The organism is uncultured Aggregatibacter sp. (assembly GCF_901873365.1).
Taxonomy (GTDB): Bacteria; Pseudomonadota; Gammaproteobacteria; order Enterobacterales; family Pasteurellaceae; genus Aggregatibacter.
Window position 1 is genome coordinate 61,930 of the sequence record NZ_CABFLM010000060.1, and the last position, 17,654, is coordinate 79,583.

Annotated in this window: 13 protein-coding genes and 4 pseudogenes; 7 read left to right on the forward strand and 10 right to left on the reverse strand. The window is 41.4% G+C overall.

The annotated features are described in order from the left end of the window. Positions 1–159 precede the first annotated feature (159 nt). Both lpcA and QZ106_RS04870 read left to right on the forward strand, forming a co-directional pair. Positions 160–738 (forward strand): D-sedoheptulose 7-phosphate isomerase, encoded by a 579-nt coding sequence (lpcA, locus tag QZ106_RS04865; protein WP_295974998.1) that lies wholly within the window; start codon positions 160–162, stop codon positions 736–738. Positions 739–1,086: 348 nt separating this feature from the next. Next, positions 1,087–1,266: pseudogene (locus QZ106_RS04870) on the forward strand (IS200/IS605 family transposase); the annotation flags it as partial. Positions 1,267–1,376: 110 nt separating this feature from the next. Here QZ106_RS04870 and QZ106_RS04875 read toward each other — a convergent pair. From QZ106_RS04875 to QZ106_RS04890, 4 genes and pseudogenes are all read right to left on the reverse strand, one after another. Continuing rightward, positions 1,377–2,021 (reverse strand): annotated as a pseudogene (locus tag QZ106_RS04875) (ABC transporter permease); the annotation flags it as partial. 19 nt (positions 2,022–2,040) lie between these two features. Further along, positions 2,041–3,027 (reverse strand): HNH endonuclease signature motif containing protein, encoded by a 987-nt coding sequence (locus QZ106_RS04880; protein WP_295975001.1) that lies wholly within the window; start codon positions 3,025–3,027, stop codon positions 2,041–2,043. A 2-nt stretch (positions 3,028–3,029) separates the two neighbouring features. Further along, complete coding sequence (locus QZ106_RS04885; protein WP_295975005.1) at positions 3,030–4,259, reverse strand: DNA cytosine methyltransferase; 1,230 nt, start codon at positions 4,257–4,259, stop codon at positions 3,030–3,032. A gap of 481 nt (positions 4,260–4,740) precedes the next feature. Beyond that, positions 4,741–4,974, reverse strand: a pseudogene (locus tag QZ106_RS04890) (ABC transporter substrate-binding protein); the annotation flags it as partial. A 52-nt stretch (positions 4,975–5,026) separates the two neighbouring features. On the opposite strand from QZ106_RS04890, the pseudogene QZ106_RS04895 reads away from it, so the two are divergent. Continuing rightward, a pseudogene (locus tag QZ106_RS04895) lies at positions 5,027–5,206 on the forward strand (IS200/IS605 family transposase); the annotation flags it as partial. A gap of 134 nt (positions 5,207–5,340) precedes the next feature. Here QZ106_RS04895 and QZ106_RS04900 read toward each other — a convergent pair. Both QZ106_RS04900 and folE read right to left on the reverse strand, forming a co-directional pair. After that, positions 5,341–7,605 carry an NADP-dependent malic enzyme gene (locus QZ106_RS04900; RefSeq protein ID WP_295975007.1) on the reverse strand — a complete coding sequence of 755 codons (2,265 nt, stop codon included), beginning with the start codon at positions 7,603–7,605 and terminating at the stop codon, positions 5,341–5,343. Positions 7,606–7,879: 274 nt separating this feature from the next. Beyond that, complete coding sequence (gene folE / locus QZ106_RS04905) at positions 7,880–8,536, reverse strand: GTP cyclohydrolase I FolE (RefSeq protein ID WP_295975009.1); 657 nt, start codon at positions 8,534–8,536, stop codon at positions 7,880–7,882. A 291-nt stretch (positions 8,537–8,827) separates the two neighbouring features. Between folE and mazG the strand changes: the two genes are divergently transcribed. The 3 genes from mazG (at position 8,828) to QZ106_RS04920 (ending at position 11,835) form a co-directional block, all read left to right on the forward strand. After that, entirely contained in the window at positions 8,828–9,622 is a 795-nt protein-coding gene (gene mazG, locus QZ106_RS04910) for a nucleoside triphosphate pyrophosphohydrolase (protein ID WP_295975014.1), read from the forward strand. Between the two features lie 44 nt (positions 9,623–9,666). Then, positions 9,667–10,707 (forward strand): lipopolysaccharide heptosyltransferase II, encoded by a 1,041-nt coding sequence (gene waaF, locus QZ106_RS04915; RefSeq protein WP_295975016.1) that lies wholly within the window; start codon positions 9,667–9,669, stop codon positions 10,705–10,707. Positions 10,708–10,836: 129 nt separating this feature from the next. After that, positions 10,837–11,835: an iron ABC transporter substrate-binding protein gene (locus QZ106_RS04920; protein WP_295975018.1), complete on the forward strand. Its 999-nt coding sequence runs from the start codon at positions 10,837–10,839 to the stop codon at positions 11,833–11,835. Positions 11,836–12,002: 167 nt separating this feature from the next. Here QZ106_RS04920 and QZ106_RS04925 read toward each other — a convergent pair whose 3' ends face one another. From QZ106_RS04925 to gloB, 3 genes are all read right to left on the reverse strand, one after another. Continuing rightward, positions 12,003–13,226, reverse strand: a complete 1,224-nt coding sequence (locus QZ106_RS04925; protein WP_295975022.1) for an ROK family protein — start codon at positions 13,224–13,226, stop codon at positions 12,003–12,005. A 62-nt stretch (positions 13,227–13,288) separates the two neighbouring features. Beyond that, positions 13,289–14,593: a glutamyl-tRNA reductase gene (hemA, locus tag QZ106_RS04930; RefSeq protein WP_295975025.1), complete on the reverse strand. Its 1,305-nt coding sequence runs from the start codon at positions 14,591–14,593 to the stop codon at positions 13,289–13,291. Between the two features lie 187 nt (positions 14,594–14,780). Further along, positions 14,781–15,482, reverse strand: a complete 702-nt coding sequence (gene gloB, locus QZ106_RS04935) for a hydroxyacylglutathione hydrolase (RefSeq protein ID WP_295975027.1) — start codon at positions 15,480–15,482, stop codon at positions 14,781–14,783. Positions 15,483–15,502: 20 nt separating this feature from the next. Here gloB and QZ106_RS04940 point away from each other — a divergent pair, with 20 nt between their 5' ends. Next, entirely contained in the window at positions 15,503–16,198 is a 696-nt protein-coding gene (locus QZ106_RS04940) for a class I SAM-dependent methyltransferase (protein ID WP_295975091.1), read from the forward strand. A gap of 121 nt (positions 16,199–16,319) precedes the next feature. Here the strand turns inward: QZ106_RS04940 and tig are convergent, their stop codons facing one another. Further along, complete coding sequence (gene tig, locus QZ106_RS04945) at positions 16,320–17,618, reverse strand: trigger factor (protein WP_295975030.1); 1,299 nt, start codon at positions 17,616–17,618, stop codon at positions 16,320–16,322. Positions 17,619–17,654 lie beyond the last annotated feature (36 nt).

Here is a 17,654-nt window from a genome sequence, read left to right on the forward strand (position 1 = left end):
TGTGAAAATTTAAGATCAATTTTTTCATTATAACGACAAATGCCCACTTCGGAAAGCAAATCATAGACGGCTACATTGAACCCTAAAAAGGAGGTTATTATTGAGCAATAGGCTAAATTTGATTACAATTCGTTAATTTTTTTATATCAGGAGGACGGGATGTATTTTGACCAAATTAAAGCTGAATTAGATGAGGCCGCAATCGTATTAAATGCGTTTTTATCAGATGAAAAAAATATTCAGGCGGTGCAACAGGCGGCATTGTTAATTGCCGATCGCTTTAAACAGGGCGGAAAGGTAATTTCTTGTGGTAACGGCGGTTCTCATTGTGATGCTATGCATTTTGCTGAAGAACTCACCGGACGTTACCGCGCAAATCGCCCGGGGTATCCTGCCATTGCCATTTCGGATGTCAGCCACTTAAGTTGTGTAGGTAACGATTTTGGTTATGAATATGTGTTTTCCCGTTATATTGAGGCAGTCGGTCAACAAGGCGATGTGTTATTTGCACTTTCGACTTCGGGCAATTCCGTGAATATTTTAAATGCCATTCAGGTTGCCAAAGAAAAAGGCATGAAGGTGATTGTGCTAACAGGCAAAGATGGCGGAAAAATGGCGGGCTTAGCCGATGTGGAAGTTCGCGTGCCACATTTTGGTTATGCCGATCGGATTCAAGAAGTGCATATTAAAGTGATTCATATTTTGATTATGTTGATTGAATTTGAAATGAAAAAATAGATTTCATTGAAATTATCTGCGTAACTCAAGGGTAAAACTTCATTTATTCAGACGTAGATATTTATGAATCAGACTAAAAAAAGAAGATGGTTTGGAAACCATCTTCTTTTTTATTATAGCCAGCCAAAGTCTGGCTATAAAAACCATACGCTATGCGTATGGAACCAAATAGCTTAAGCGATGAACATAAAAAATCCTCGCTATATAATGAATAAGGCTGACAACCAAAATTCAACATATAGGAGGATTATTTACCCCTCGTAGCGTGCATCTTGATGCACGACCGAATCACGCACGGAACGTTATTTAACCCTTTTGGGCATTCACGATTTCGTGCAACAAGTTGCACGCTACAATTCACTAAAATAGAGATATGAAAATAGACATTTCCGAGCGAAAGGATTTTTTGTCAGCACAGTGAGCTTAAATACAAAAGTTGTGGAGGACTATACAAGGAATCAAGAAAAAGAAGACATGGTTCAAGATAATTTATCAATGAAAGAACATATTGACCCCTTTAAGTGGTAGTCAAGGAAGTAATTAGACACGGTTGTCAGTTTTCATAAGCCCCTTGAGGGGCTTGTGAAGTATAGGCCCTTATAGGGGAGCCTAAAAACCGCACGTTTTACGTGCGGATTGTTATTGTTAAAGGCCATTTCATACTCTTGGAAAATGGCGGTTGTGAAGGTTTGATAATTCAAAATAGACACGGCACCGAATTCTACCAATGTATGTAACACGATGAGTAAAACACTGCTACCGATGGCAGGTTTTAATTGAGGAAAAATGGCGTGCCAAAAGGTATCGCGACGGCTTTTGCCGAGAGAAAGACTGACTTCCTCCAATGACCGATCCAGCCGTTTTAACGTGGCGGCAACAGGCAAATAGGCAAGCGGAAAATAGCTTAAAGTCATAATGCCAATCGTGCCCCAAAAGCCCTCGACGCTAAAAGTGAGACTAATCCAGGTGAAACAACTGACGAACGCGGGAATACAAAGCGGCAATGTCATCGCCACCTGGAAAAAGGGCTTACCCCAAAAGCGATAGCGTTCCAACAAAAAGGCGCAAACCGTGCCGAGGATGATGGAAAAGGTCGTCACACACACCATCAACAATAACGTGTTGCTCAACAGCTCCCACATACGTGGTCGCCAAAGCAATTCAATACTGCGCACCCAACCCACATCAACAGCTCTAACTACCACATAGAGAAACGGCAAAATCAACGGCAAACTGATAAGAATAATCAAGGTAGTTAGCCAAAACGGAGGATTACGGTTCAAGGGCTTGTCCTTTTTATTTTTAGTATCCTTTCCAAATCTCTTTTCTGTGATATTCCAAATATTCTGCTCGCCCCTCAATATTTAACATTGAATATTTTTTATTATCGCTCAACCCTAATTTTGAGTAAGTCATTTTAGATAAAAATGGGGAAAGTAACATTTCTTTTTTATGAGTAAAAGTAATAAAACCTCGGTCAAATAAGTAGTCTATTGTTGGTGTAAACATAAATCCATTGTACGGATCTGTTTTTTCAAAGTCGTTTGATTTTGCCCATGGCTTTATATGGCTTGCTATTAACAGACGGTCATCTGAAATTAAGGTAACAGGGCAGAATGGACATTGTTCTAATAGTTTTCGTCTATACTCTCCTTGTCCTTGTCTCGCTCTTAATTTTTCTTTACGTTCAGGAGTATTTGCTTCTTTGAGAATACCTTCTTCTTCTTGTTCAAGAATTGCTGGATGAATTATATTCCCAAAATAATCTGCGAATAGTCGGACATAGAAAATTGGTTGATTAGGATTTTTAGCATCAACTAATTTCAAAATAGATATGTAAGTTATATTTGGCAGAGAAAGTTCTCGAATGAGATCATACCCTAACTTTGATTGTTGATTATCAAATTTAACGTATAAACGAGGGCCTTCAATTTGTGTTTGTTCTTTTATATTAAACCAAATAATTTCAGGTAAATAATCTAACCTTGCCCGTCGTTCAGCCCATAAAATAGGCAACTTTTCAGAATTATTATAAGGTTGTTCGGGAGATAAATATTCCTCCCTAGTCTCATCTAAATATTTAATCAGATCTTGCTTTAATAAGAAACATTGATTAATGAAACCTTTGGAACCAAAAAAATCTCTATTCTCTTCATTTTCATTACCAATATATAGCTTAGCTTCTCCGTTACCTGAACCTATTTTATTAGATCTAACTACAAATGAATCTGCAATAGTAATCTTTTCCTTGGTATCTATCAAAGAATAATGTATTCCATTAATTAACATAATTACACTCCATATTTGGTAATATCAATTTGTTTTAATAACGCAATTAAAACATCAACAACAATACTATTTCCTGCTTGTCGATAAGCTTGAGTATCACTTACTACAATTTTAAAATCATCCCTAAACCCCATTAGACGTAAACATTCTCTAGGAGTTAATTTTCTAATTCGGCCCTGATTATGTGTAACGTAATTATCAACTCCAGCTCGGTGCATTTTATGCATTGTTTGCAATAATGGTCTAGCAATAGCAAGATCTGTTTCTGTGCTTGTTTTAAAATTCTTCGTACCTTCTGCTAATACATAATTACGCACCTTATCTGATAAATAGTATTTCTCTTCAACATCATTTACATTAAAAACAAACTCATCAAATTGATTAGAATTAGCAGCTAATTGAAAAACAAAATCCCCATGCCAGTTGAATTGTTGATTTGCCTTCTGACATAGCATAATATCACCGTTTATTTGAGTATAACGTTTTTGACGGTTTTTTGAACTTGTTACAAATTTAATTCCTTTTTCCTTGAGAAAATATTTGCTGTCAGTATAGTCTTCAAGAAAATCCTGCATAGAGTGCTCTAATGGAATTTCATAAGGAAATACAAATTTTTCTTTAAGCTTATTTTTAAAACCAACAACAAAAATACGTTCTCTATGCTGTGGAATACCATAATTTTTGCTATTCATTACTTGAAAATATAAATCATACCCAAGGCTATGTAAGACATCTTTTACAACTTGCCAGGTTTTTCCATTGTCGTGATTTAGTAACCCCTTTACATTTTCATAAATGAAGAGCTTTGGTCGTGTTTCATTGACTACTCGAGCGAAATCATAAAATAGAGTACCTCTAGTATCTTCTAAACCATGTCGTTTTCCTACCATTGAAAAAGCTTGGCATGGACTTCCTCCAACAAGTAAATCTACCTGCCCACGATAAGGTCTTGCATCAAATTTTGTAATATCGGAATGCCAGCGCTCTTCAGGTAAGTTGTAATTTGCTAAATAACTTTTTTTGACATGTGAGTCAATGTCTCCTGCAAATATAATTTCATGACTTAAACCAAGACGTTTCATTGCCTGTTCAATGGCGCCAATGCCACTGAAAACGGTTGCTAAACGAATATGTGCGTGAGGTATTGAAAAAGGCTTACTTCGCCAGTCTTCATATGGCAAAGACAAAGGAAGTATATAATTTTCCTGTGTTTTATATGCTAGATTTGGCACAAAATTATCTCTATTAAATTCAAAAGGTTACTATAATTATATCAAAAATGGTGGTATAAAAGCCATCCTAAGTAAAGATCTTCATAACAAATCCTTTCAAACTAAAACACCGTATTCTTTCAAAAGTATTATCATCAAATTAATCTATGATGATTATATATTTGAATAAATGTCTTTATTTTCAATATGTTAAAAGATTGTATCTAATATTTTTTTCATTGGCATTCTGCTTTACTTATACATATGTCATTGACGAAAATGAGGTTTTTCCATAAGAAAGTTTCATTTTATGCTAGGAACCCTATAACGAAATCAAAAAAGTTTCCATTTTATTGGAAACTTTTTCTTGTTTAGCTATTTCGCTCACAACAAAAAAACCACCCGAAAAACGCGTTGAAAAACGACCGCACTTTCAGGTGGCTTTTTATATTTTTAACCGTATCCACGGTATTTCACTTTAAGAAATACCGTGGCGATGCGATTATTTTAATCCGGCCTGTTCAATTAATTTGTTGGCCTTTTCTTTGTCTTGCGCAGTTGGCGCAGAGACTTCAGGGGCTTCTAATTTCGCGTAAGGCTCCATGTTGAATGGAGAAACTACGTCAGGACGCAATGGATATTCTGCGCGGGCAGCAACAAGGGCTTCTTGACCTTTTTTGCTGGCTAAGAAATCTACGAATTTTTTCGCTTCTTCTTTATTTTTAGAATCACGCACGGAACGTTATTTAACCCTTTCGGGCATTCAGGATTTCGTGCAACAAGTTGCACGCTACAATTCACTAAAATAGAGATATGAAAATAGACATTTCCGAGTGAAAGGATTTTTTGTCAGCACAGTGAGCTTAAATACAAAAGTTGTGGAGGAGTATATAAGGAATCAAGAAAAAGAAGACATGGTTCAAGATAATTTATCAACGAAAGAACATATTGACCCCTTTAAGGGGTAGTCAAGGAAGTCATTAGACACGGTTGTCAGTTTTCACAAGCTCCTTGAGGGGCTTGTGAAGTATAGGCCCTTATAGGGGAGCCTAAAAACCGCACGTTTTACGTGCGGATTGTTATTAGGCATAATTTGTATGCTTTATTGCGCTTTTACCGCAGCGATTGCCACCATATTAATAATACGGCGAACAGACGCGACTGAGGTTAAAATATGCGCTGATTTTTTCAAACCCATTAAGATTGGTCCAACGGTTGTCGGTGTTGCCGTGCCTTGTAATAGATTTAAGCTGATACGCGCAGCTTCCATATTTGGCATCACTAGCACGTTTGCCGCACCTTTGAGTGGGCTGTCCGGCATCACGTCATCACGGAGCTGTTGTGATAAGGCAACGTCACAGTGCATTTCGCCGTCAATGGAGAGTTCCGGCGCTCTTTCTTTCACTAAACGTAAAACGTTACGCATTTTGACCGCACTTGGGGTGTTATTGCTACCGTAATTGGAATGTGAAATTAAGGCAATTTGCGGTTCGATACCAAACAGGCTGACTTCTTTCGCTGTCATGAGCGTAATTTCTGCCAATTCTTCCGCTGTCGGATCGTTGTTCACGAAGGTATCGGCAAGGAATAAGTTGCCTGCCGGTAGCACTAAGCCGTTAACGGTCGCCGCCGTATGTACCCCTTCTTGCAAACCAATGACGTTTTTGAGGTTTTTTAAATGGTCGGCATAATGTCCTACTAAACCACACAACATGGCGTCGGCATGACCTAAATGTAACAACACGGCACCGATAGCCGTTGGGTTGTTAAACATTTCCCGTTTAGCAATATCCGGTGTGACGCCTGCACGTTTGAGCATGTCATAGTAAGTTTTGCAACATTCTTGATAACGTGCGTCATTTTCGATGTTAATTAACTCAAAATCACGTCCCGCCTGAATATGTAACCCGAGTTTTTTAATGCGTTGTTCAATGACGCTTGGGCGACCGAGTAAAATCGGATAAGCGATGCCTAAGGTCGAGATTTCTTGCACAGCATGTAAAATTCGGGTTTCTTCACCGTCGGTTAATAACACACGTTTCTTGTCTTGTTTCGCTTGCGCAAATACCGGTTTCATAAACAGGTTGGTTTTATAAACAAACTGGGTGAGTTGCTCGATGTACGCATCAAAATCTTTAATTGGGCGGGTTGCGACACCGGAATCCATCGCGGCTTTTGCTACGGCTGGCGCGATACGCACGATTAAACGCGGATCAAAGGGTTTTGGAATAATGTATTCCGGGCCAAACGTGAGTTCGCTGTCACCATAAGCAGATGTCACCACATCGCTTTGTTCGGCTAATGCCAAGTCGGCAATGGCACGCACCGCGGCAAGTTTCATTTCTTCGTTAATGGTGGTGGCGCTGACATCCAATGCACCACGGAAAATGAACGGGAAGCAAAGTACGTTGTTAACTTGGTTCGGATAGTCGGAACGACCGGTACATACAATAGCATCCGGACGGGCTTCTTTTGCCAATGGTGGCAGAATTTCCGGTTCAGGGTTGGCGAGTGCCAAAATCAACGGATGTGCCGCCATGGTTTTAACCATTTCTTGCGTTAACGTACCGGCAGCAGAACAACCTAAGAAAATATCCGCATTCGGAATGACTTCCGCTAAGGTACGTTTGCCGTTATCGTCGATCGCATACAGTTTTTTGGTTTCGTCCATACGATCATCGCGGTTTTTATAGATCACGCCTTTGGAGTCGCACACGGTGATATTTTCTCGTTTCATACCGAGGGAAACCAATAAGTTCAAGCACGCAATCGATGCGGCACCGGCACCGGAGGCAACCAGTTTCACGTTTTCGATTTTTTTATCGACAATGCGTAAGCCGTTTAACACCGCTGCGGCAGAAATAATCGCGGTGCCGTGTTGGTCATCGTGGAAGACAGGAATTTTCATTCTTTCACGTAATTTGCGTTCAATGTAAAAACATTCCGGTGCTTTAATGTCTTCCAAGTTAATGCCGCCGAAGGTGGGTTCAAGAGACGCAATAATATCGATGAGCTTATCTGGGTCGTGTTCATTCACTTCAATGTCGAAGACGTTGACGCCGGCGAATTTTTTAAACAACACACCTTTCCCTTCCATCACCGGTTTTCCTGCTAACGCCCCGATATTGCCTAAACCAAGCACTGCCGTACCGTTTGAAATCACCGCCACCAAGTTGCCACGAGAAGTATATTTATAAGAATCTGCCGGATCTGCTTGAATGGCCAAACAAGGTGCCGCAACACCGGGGGAATAAGCCAAGGCTAAGTCGCGTTGAGTCGCAAGCGATTTGGTGGGCGTCACTTCAATTTTTCCCGGAATTGGGAATTCGTGGAAATCTAATGCTGCTTTTTTTAGTTGTTCATCCATAAAAATATCCTCTTTTGAATAAATGCGTTGGAACAAGTTCGTTTTATTATAATGAAAATGGAAGAGAATTCTGTGACATTTCACACATTATTAACAATTTTTACGCACCATGAAACTGTTGTCAGGAGCGATAATGTCTTTCGGTCAGTGAGGTGCAGTAAAGTGCGGTGACTTTTTCTGTTCTTTTTTACGAAAAAAATTGACCGCACTTTTAGCCATGAGATCTAAAAAAAAGAATGCCATAAAAGCATTCTTTTGGGATCATTTGATGGGATTACTTATTAATTAAACTCAAAAATTCTTTACGCGTTTCACGATCTTCTAAGAACACGCCGCCGAAAGCCGATGTCACCGTATAGCTGTTGGCATCTTTAATGCCGCGACATTTCACACAAAAATGCGTTGCTTTGACATAGACGGCCACATCGTCCGTTTCTAAAATCGTTTGAAATGCCAATAAAATTTGCTCCGTTAAGCGTTCCTGTACTTGCGGGCGTTGAGCAAAAAATGCCACAACACGATTAATTTTTGATAACCCGATGACCCATTTTTTCGGGTAATACGCCACGGACACCATGCCATCGATGGTCACGAAATGATGCTCACAGGTGCTGGTTAACGTCACATCATTGACTAACACCATTTCGCTGACTTTCATACGATTGGCGATATTGGTGATTTTCGGAAAGTTGGCATAATCCAAACCACTGAAAATTTCATCAACGAACATTTTGGCAAGGCGGGCAGGGGTTTCTTCAATGCTGTCGTCACGTAAATCCAAACCGATTAAACGCAACACTTCACGCATATGTTGTTCAATGTGTGTGCGACGTTCATCTTTGCTTTCGTCCAACACAATCATGGGGGTTTCGATTCCTTTCTGACGCAGCGCCTCACGCACTTTCGCTGCTTCAGGTGAAATGTGATTCATTTACTACTCTCAATTAAGGCAGATCAAAATAATGCGGCATTCTAACAAACTCTCCGATAATAATAAAATGAGAATAATTTTAGCTGAGGATGAAAATCTCTCTCTGTGAGGGGCTGTTTGACTGAGTCGTATTCGGCGTGATGTTGATAAAAGCACCTGGATTTACAAATCACAAATTTTATCACGCCCATTGTCGCACCGTGATATGATGGTTTCTCTCAATGCAGGTAACAGCTGATTGAATCGGTTGAACCTAAAATAAATTCGCTATTTAATGAAAAGTGAGCCGCTATGCGTTATTCCATTCATGATTTTGTACAATTAATCGCTCGACTACGGGAGCCGGTGAACGGTTGTCCGTGGGATATTAAACAAAATTACACCTCAATGATTGCTTGCCTCAAAGAAGAAACTTACGAAGTGATTGAAGCCATTGAGCAACATAATACAGAAAATCTAAAAGAAGAACTGGGTGACTTGTTATTGCAAGTGGTCTTTCTTAGTCAATTGGCAACAGAAGATCATCACTTTACTTTTGATGAGGTTGTGCAAGCTGTGGCGGAAAAAATCGTACGACGCCATCCTCATGTTTTCGGTAACACACAAGCCAACAACGAAGAAGAAGCCTTACAAAATTGGAATGCGATGAAAGCCTTGGAACATCAACATCAAGGGCATACGTCCTTATTGGATAATATTCCGCACGCATTTCCTGCCTTGATGCGTGCAGAAAAATTACAAAAACGTTGTAGCAAAGTCGGGTTCGATTGGGCGGACGTTTCCCCTGTTTTTGCTAAAGTGGAAGAAGAATTGCAGGAAGTCAAACAAGAAATCGCACGTTCTCCACAAGATCCGGCAAAAATTGAAGAAGAAATCGGTGATCTCTTTTTTGCCACGGTGAACCTCAGCCGACACTTGAAATGCTCGGCAGAAGAAAGTTTGCGTAAAGCCAATCAGAAATTTGAGCAGCGTTTCCGCTGTGTTGAGGCCAAGCTTGGTGTGCAAAATCGGACGTTGGCGGAAGCTTCATTAGAGGAAATGGATAGGTTGTGGGATGATGTGAAACGGGAAGAAAAACACCGTTAAAATCCACCGCACTTTACGATTAATTTGACATTTATCTTTATTATATGAATATCCTGATTATCGGCCCGTCTTGGGTGGGCGACATGGTGATGTCGCACAGTTTGTATCAACAATTATGTCTTCAATACCCTCAATGCCACATTGATGTCATGGCGCCGAATTGGTGTAAACCGTTGCTGGCGCGTATGCCGGAAGTTCGCCAAGCAATCGAAATGCCGTTGGGACACGGTAAGTTTGCGTTATGTGAACGTTATCGTTTAGGCAAAGCCTTACGCCAGCGTTATGATATGGCGATTGTTTTACCCAATTCATTAAAGTCTGCGCTGATTCCGCTGTTTGCAAAGATTAAGCATCGTCGCGGATGGAAAGGCGAATCCCGTTATTTTCTGCTCAATGATTTACGTCATCATAAACAACGTTATCCCATGATGGTGCAACGTTATGTTGCGCTTGCGTTTGAACGCAATGCGGTTCCCTCTGCAACCGAAATACCGGTCTTAGCCCCGAAATTAACGGTAAATCCACAACAGCAAGCCGCCACCTTAAAACAATTTGAAAAACAAACCGCACTTTTAGGCACGCGCCCGTTGATTGGATTTTGTCCCGGCGCGGAATTTGGCCCGGCAAAACGTTGGCCGCATTATCACTATGCAAAACTAGCTGAAATGTTAATTGAACAGGGCTATGCCATTATGTTATTTGGTTCGGCAAAAGATGTGGACGTAGGCGAGCAGATTCGCAATACATTGCCGAAGACGTTACAGCCGTTCTGTGTGAATTTAGCCGGACAGACCAGCTTGGATCAAGCGGTCGATCTGATTGCTCATTGCGCCGTGATTGTGAGTAATGACAGCGGATTAATGCATATTGCGGCGGCAACCTCACGCCCGCTGGTTGCCCTTTACGGTCCGACCAGTCCGACCTATACGCCACCGCTTTCCGACAAAGCCATTATTCTGCGGAAAATAGAAGGCGGCTTGCTTAAAGTACGTAAAAGCATGGATAGTGCGGAAGGTTATCATCAAAGTCTGATTGATCTTTCTCCACAAGACGTGATGGAGGCGGTACGTGCTTTACAAGCATAATCGTTGTTTTGATTAATAATTGAGAACTATTTGCATTTTATTTTCAATCTTCTAGAATGGTCTCGTTCATGCACAATTTAACATTGCGCAGAACCTATCATTTATCTGAAATTATAAAAGGAGTTTTTTATGAAGATTCGTCATTTCCAACTTGCCACCCTCGCTGCGGCAATTGCCTTCTCCGGCATTGCAGCAGCCGATATCACGGTTTATAACGGTCAACACAAAGAAGCAGCTAAAGCGGTCACCGAAGCCTTTACCAAAGAAACCGGTATTAAAGTCATTTTAAACAGTGCTAAAAGCGAACAGCTTGCCGGCCAGTTAAAAGAAGAAGGAGACAAAACCCCGGCTGATGTATTCTATACCGAACAAGTCGCCTCCTTTGTTGGATTATCCGACGCAGATCTACTTGAACCCCTCTCTGCCGACATCATTAAACAAACCCAATATAAAGGCGTGCCGGTTGCACCGAAAAAAGACTGGATTGCCTTAAGTGGTCGTTCTCGCGTGGTGGTTTATGATAAGAATAAACTTTCTGAAAAAGACATGGAAAAATCCGTGTTAGATTACGCTACCCCAAAATGGAAAGATAAGATTGGTTATGTGCCGACTTCCGGTGCGTTCTTAGAACAAGTCATTGCTATCACCAAATTAAAAGGCGAACAAGCGGCGTTAAACTGGCTAAAAGGCTTGAAAGAAAACGGCAAACTTTACGCGAAAAATAGCGTGGCGTTGCAAGCTGTTGAAAATGGTGAAGTGCCGGCAGCGTTAATTAACAACTATTATTGGTATGCGTTGGCAAAAGAAAAAGGCGAAGATAAACTAAATTCTCGTTTGTACTTCATTCGCCATCAAGATCCGGGCGCATTAGTGACTTACTCTGGCGCAGCGGTGTTAAAAGGTTCAAAAAATAAAGAAGAAGCGAAAAAATTCGTGGATTTCTTAGCCAGCAAAAAAGGTCAAGAAGCCCTTGTGGCTGTTCGTGCGGAATATCCATTACGCACCGATGTTGTTTCGCCGTTTAATATGGAACCTTACGCAAAATTAGAAGCACCTGAAGTGAGTGCGACAACGGCGCAAGATAAAGAAAACGCGAACAAATTAATTGAACAAGCCGGTTTGAAATAAGCTTGTTATCACGGCATCTCATGCGAAGAGATGCCGTGAGTTCACGCACAAAAGTGCGGTCATTTTACTCTCTGTTTTTGACAAGCCGGAGAATCCAACTGATACAGGGAATGTGATTCTCAACAGGTAACACATATTACGCGTTTGTGCTGTTGGAATGGATGCTCTTATTCTTCAATTAAACGGCGCAATAAACTGCCGTCAAACAACGCACGTTTCACTAAGGCGAAAGCCCCTATCACATCTTCATTGCTAAGCTCTGATGCGACTAATGGCGTGTTTTGGACAAACGCCGGTAAGGCATGGCTTTCCAAAGTACGACGAATGGCGGCAAATAAGACGTTTTTCGCCTGCGTAATTTCACCGGAAATCACGATTTTTTCCGGATTAAACATATTCACACTCATTGCCAACACTCGCCCGATTTGCGTACCAACGTGTTCGATGAGTTCTGTGGCTACCGCATCTTGCTTATTGCTGGCTTTGCAAATTGCCTCAATGTCATGAGCCTCCAAAGAAAGCCATTTACTTTGGTAACCGTCTTCCAATAACTCCGACATTTTATTTTCAATTGCCGAATTGCTGACCACCGTTTCCAAACAGCCCACATTGCCACACATACAACGTTTTCCTAACGGATCCACCTGAATATGCCCAATTTCGCCTACATTCTTTTTATAGCCGGAAAAGAGTTCATGGTTAATCACAATTCCTGCACCAACACCACGATGAATACGCAATAGCAACGAATCGTAACAATCTTTGGTGACACCAAAATAGTGCTCCGCAAGAGCTAAACTACGCACATCATGCCCAATATAGGTAGGAAAATTAAAACGTTCGGCAACGTGATTTGCCAAGTCCCAAGGCGCGCTTAAGTCAAAGTGCGGAACCTGTTCAATCATGTTGCTTTTCGTATCCACAAAGCCGGGAACCGTGATACCAATCGCAATAAATTCACTGCCACGTTTTTGGTTTTCTTGAATAAATTCATCCAAGCGTTGAAATAAAAACTGTTCAAATGCTTGTGGCGTTGGGTAATTCTCAAGCGTAAAGACGGATTTATTCACTAATTTGGCGGACAAATCCATAATGGCTAAGGTTAAATGTTCCCGCCCAATGCCCACTAAAATAGAATGAAAATGTTTATGTTCCGCCACAATCGAGGTGGCACGACGCCCACCGGTCGATTCTTGTTGTTCTACTTCTTTAATTAAACCGCGAGCAAGTAAATGACGGGTGATTTTAGTCACACTTGCCGGGGCAAGTTGGCTTATTTCAGAGATTTGAATACGGGAAATCGGACCTTGCTGATCGATGAGCTTATACACCACCGCACTATTCATTTGTTTTACTAGATCAACGTTCGCGATTTGAGGACTTTCTCGCATTTTTTTCTCCCGTAAAAGTAAATTGACTGATTTTAAACGGCATTTAAATACATTCAGAACGACTATTCATCATCCATTCCCAAGGCTTTAGAAAAGGTTTGCAGACCCACCGCATTACCGTTTTTCACCATGGTTTGCATGGCTTTTGTCGGCGAATGGATCAATTTATTCATTAATTTATAACTTAATTCTTGTAGCACTTGTTCCGCCTCTTCGCCTTGTTGTAAGGAAGCTATCGCTTTTTCCAACAAATCCTGACGAGTAAGTTCCGCCTCTTCACGATAACGACGGATCAAATTAGAAAACTGATGGACTTTCAACCATGCAAAGAAATCCGCGCATTCCGCCTGAATAATTTCTTTTGCCTGCGCAGAGGCTTGTTCCCGTTGGCTTAAATTATGCTGAATGATATTTTGTAAATCATCCACCGTATAGTGATAAACACTGTCTAATTCCGCCGCACTTTCTTCAATGTCACGCGGCACGGCAATATCCACTAACAACATCGGGCGATAGCGACGCATGATTTGCGCCTTTTCAACCATGTTGCGGCTCATCAGAATATGCGGGCTGCCGGTAGAGCTAATCACAATATCCGCTTGATTTAAGCCCTGCTGTAACTGTTCTAGCGGCAGGATTTGAATATTCGCCGTGGTATCCAATTTCTCCACGAGGGTTTCTGCGCGGGCTAAAGTGCGGTTGGAAATCACCATGTTTTTTACGCCGTGACGCAATAAATGACGGCAAACCAATTCAATGGTTTCCCCTGCGCCCACTAACAAAATGGTTAATTCGCTCAGCGATTCAAAAATTTGGCGCGCTAAACTGCAAGCAGCGTATGCCACAGATACCGCACTTTCACCAATATTGGTTTCCGTACGCACGCGTTTTGCCGTGGAAAATGTTTTTTGAAATAAACGGGATAATTCGCCGGAAATAGCTTGCTGTTCTTGTTGATAGTGCTGCTCGCTCATTTGATAAGCTTGCTTCACTTGTCCCAAAATTTGTGGTTCGCCTAAAATCAATGAATCCAAGCCACAAGCCACTTCCATTAAATGATTGACGGCAGGCAGGTTTTCATAGGTATAAAGGCAACGCTGAAGCTCGGCTAAGTCCAGTTGATGAATTTCGGCAAACCATTGTATAGCTTGGCGAATCCAATGTTGCGTTTCTTGTGGCGGGACGGTTTTATTGTGCAGATAAACTTCAGTTCGGTTACAGGTGGATAAAATCACCGCACTTTCGGCTAATTCAATTTGCCGAATATGACGCAAAGCAAAAGCACGTTTTTCGTCAGAAAAAGCGACTTTTTCCCGTAAGGCAACAGAGGCGGTTTTGTGATTAATACCAAGAACTAAAATCGTCATAAAAAATACATGAAAAATCACCGCACTTTATTATGTTGACACAACAAATACGGCAACATTTATCCCACTAAAATAGAAAAAATAGACATAAAAACGGGCTATATTCTAGCTGAATTGCCCATGTTTGGGCAAATTAGCGCAAGAAAAAAGCCATTAATCTGCAATTTTATTGCGAAGCATCAAATTTCTAAAACGTATCTTTTGCTTGGCGTAATTGGGTAAATTGCGCCAAGTTGGTTGCCGTTAAAAACGGATTAATGTGTTTTTCCAAGCCTATTGTTGTTGGTAGGCTTGGTTTATTTTCAGCACGTAATTGCGCCACCAAAACACGATGATTTTCCACCGCACTTTTGTTTGCCCAAACGTTTTGCACAAACGCTAAATTACTTAACGTATATTCATGCCCCGGGCAAACAATGGTGTCATCAGGCAACGCTGCAAAACGCTGCATGGTGGCGAACATTTGCGCATAATCCCCGGTAAATACCCGCCCGCAACCGGCGGAGAATAACGCATCACCACAAAACAAATGCCCATCCACCCAATAACTCACATGCTGCGCCGTATGCCCGCCACTGGGCAATACTTGAATTCGATAATGTTCGGTGATAAGGTCGCCTTCATTAATCACCTGCGTCAGCCCACAAGCAGCACACTCTGCCGGACCATAAATCGGTACTTGCGGGAAACGTTGTTTAAACGCCGCAACACCGTCCGTATGATCCGCATGGTTGTGTGTGAGCAACAATGCTTCAACGGAAAAATGTTGTTCTTCCAACAAGTGAAACAGCTTGTCGGTTTCGGGCAAATCAACAATGAGCAACGGTAAATTTTCTCGTGCATAAAGCCAAATATAATTATCGTTTAACGCAGGAATCGGAATTAACATAGGACCTCGGAGTTACCATGATGTGGCGTGCTAAATATGAAAAGTCACTGGCGATGCCCACCGGTTGGCAACAACTGCCAAATGGGCGCGCTTATTGTAACGCATTAAACGCTTATTTTGCCCCTTGGTTTACAAAAATTTGTGGTTATCAGATTCTGAAAATTGGCGGACTTAGCGCAGAAATTCAATGTGATTTGCCCTTGCGCCACCAAATTAGCCTCAGCGAAAAAATAACGGAAAATTTGACCGCACTTTTAGATGAGCATCATTCCGTAGTACAAGCCAAGCTCACCGAACTCCCCTTTATTCAACAGCAGTTGGATGCTTGTGTGTTGGCCAACACGCTGAATTTTGTCCAAGATCCCCATCAAGTGTTGCGCGAAACCCACCGCGTTCTCAACGATGACGGTTATTTATTCCTCAGTCTGTTTAATCCGTTTAACAGTCTATTTTTTAAATCAAAAACAGGCGACTTCCCTGCGCGTCATTATTGCCTTTGGCGGATCATCGACTGGTTGGAATTACTCAACTTTGATATTTTAGAGCAGCGGAATTTGGCGCTATCCCATCAAACCACCGGTTGGTTTGCCCCGTTAACGGTTATCGTGGCGCAAAAACGCACCTATCCATTAACGCTAAATCCACAAAAAGTGCGGTCAAAAATCCCGGCGTTTTTACAACCGGCAGAAGCGTTGAAACAAGCGGAAGATCTTTAGTCTTTGAAGAAAAAATAACGGTCAGAAATACATTCATTTCTGACCGTTTAAATGATGCCGTAGGAAAATTTCCTTCTTGGCGAAAAGACTTAAAAAATTGACCGCACTTTGCGGAAAATCATTAAGCTTGTGGATTCATGATCTCATCGAAGGTTGCTGCTTTTTCAGTGACTTGCGCTTTCGCTAACACCGCCTCAACAGCTTGTTCTTCTAATACGACGTTACGAATATTATTCATTAATTCGTTGTTTTTGCTGTAGTATTCAACCACGTCTGCAGGTTGTTCGTAAGCCGATGCAATATCCTCAATCATGGCTTTCGCACGTTCTTCATCTGCTTTTAATTCGTTTGAAGCAATCACTTGGGAAAGTAACAAGCCCACTAACACACGACGTTTAGCTTGTTCTTCAAACAATTCACGTGGTAATTGTGCTGCTTGTTGTGCATTACCGCCAAAGCGTTGTGCCGCTTGTTGACGCAATACCTCAATTTCTTGTTCAACCGCAGAACTTGGTACATCAATTTGATTTTGTTCTACTAAACCGTCGATGACTTGGGTTTTCACGCGAGTCACTAACGCATTTTTCAACTCACGTTGCATATTTTTACGAATTTCATTGCGTAAATCTGCAACAGATTTAGTGTTCGGACCAAATTTCGCAACAAACTCATCAGTTAATTCAGGCAACACCATGACTTCGACTTTCTTCAACGTAATGTCAAATTTCGCTGCTTTACCTTTTAAGTTCTCAGCGTGATATTCTTCCGGGAAAGTCACATTAATCGTGAATTTGTCACCGGCTTTGTGGCCAACGATGCCCTCTTCAAAGCCTGGGATCATACGACCTTGCCCCATGAATAAAACGAAATCGGATGCTTTGCCGCCTTCAAATTCTTCGCCGTCAACAGAACCCACGAAGTCAATAGTTACGCGATCTTCAGCTTTCGCTGCTTCTTGGGTTTCAGTCCAAGTTGCTTGTTGTTTACGCAACACTTCAACCATCTTGTCAATATCGGCTTCAGAGATTTCAACAACCGGTTTTTCCACTTTGATATTTTCTAAACCTTTTAATTCAACTTCAGGATACACTTCAAAAGTGGCACTGAATTTTAAGTCTTTACCGTCTTCAAATTGTTCAACGGTGAAACTTGGGCGACCTGCGAGATTGATTTTATTTTCGATAACCGCTTGGAAGAAATGGTTTTGTAATAAATCGCCTAAAATATCTTGACGAACAGAAGCGCCGAAACGTTTTTCAATGATGTGTGGCGGGACTTTACCTTTACGGAAGCCGTCAATACGCGCATTTTTAGCAACGCGTTTTAATTCTTCGCGGATAGCCTGAACAACGGTTTCAGCCGGAACGGTGATGGTTACACGACGCTCTAAACCTTGAGTCGTTTCAATATTTAATGACATTATGATGTTACCTCAAATTGATGCACTCGGCGAATG

What these genes read in the sequence shown, in the direction of transcription:
- lpcA (WP_295974998.1), top strand. Translation starts at nt 160, where the DNA reads ATGTATTTTGACCAAATTAAAGCTGAATTAGATGAGGCCGCAATCGTA.
- QZ106_RS04880 (WP_295975001.1), bottom strand. Translation starts at nt 3,027, where the DNA reads ATGTTAATTAATGGAATACATTATTCTTTGATAGATACCAAGGAAAAG.
- QZ106_RS04900 (WP_295975007.1), bottom strand. Translation starts at nt 7,605, where the DNA reads ATGGATGAACAACTAAAAAAAGCAGCATTAGATTTCCACGAATTCCCA.
- folE (WP_295975009.1), bottom strand. Translation starts at nt 8,536, where the DNA reads ATGAATCACATTTCACCTGAAGCAGCGAAAGTGCGTGAGGCGCTGCGT.
- mazG (WP_295975014.1), top strand. Translation starts at nt 8,828, where the DNA reads ATGCGTTATTCCATTCATGATTTTGTACAATTAATCGCTCGACTACGG.
- waaF (WP_295975016.1), top strand. Translation starts at nt 9,667, where the DNA reads ATGAATATCCTGATTATCGGCCCGTCTTGGGTGGGCGACATGGTGATG.
- QZ106_RS04920 (WP_295975018.1), top strand. Translation starts at nt 10,837, where the DNA reads ATGAAGATTCGTCATTTCCAACTTGCCACCCTCGCTGCGGCAATTGCC.
- QZ106_RS04925 (WP_295975022.1), bottom strand. Translation starts at nt 13,226, where the DNA reads ATGCGAGAAAGTCCTCAAATCGCGAACGTTGATCTAGTAAAACAAATG.
- hemA (WP_295975025.1), bottom strand. Translation starts at nt 14,593, where the DNA reads ATGACGATTTTAGTTCTTGGTATTAATCACAAAACCGCCTCTGTTGCC.
- gloB (WP_295975027.1), bottom strand. Translation starts at nt 15,482, where the DNA reads ATGTTAATTCCGATTCCTGCGTTAAACGATAATTATATTTGGCTTTAT.
- QZ106_RS04940 (WP_295975091.1), top strand. Translation starts at nt 15,503, where the DNA reads ATGTGGCGTGCTAAATATGAAAAGTCACTGGCGATGCCCACCGGTTGG.
- tig (WP_295975030.1), bottom strand. Translation starts at nt 17,618, where the DNA reads ATGTCATTAAATATTGAAACGACTCAAGGTTTAGAGCGTCGTGTAACC.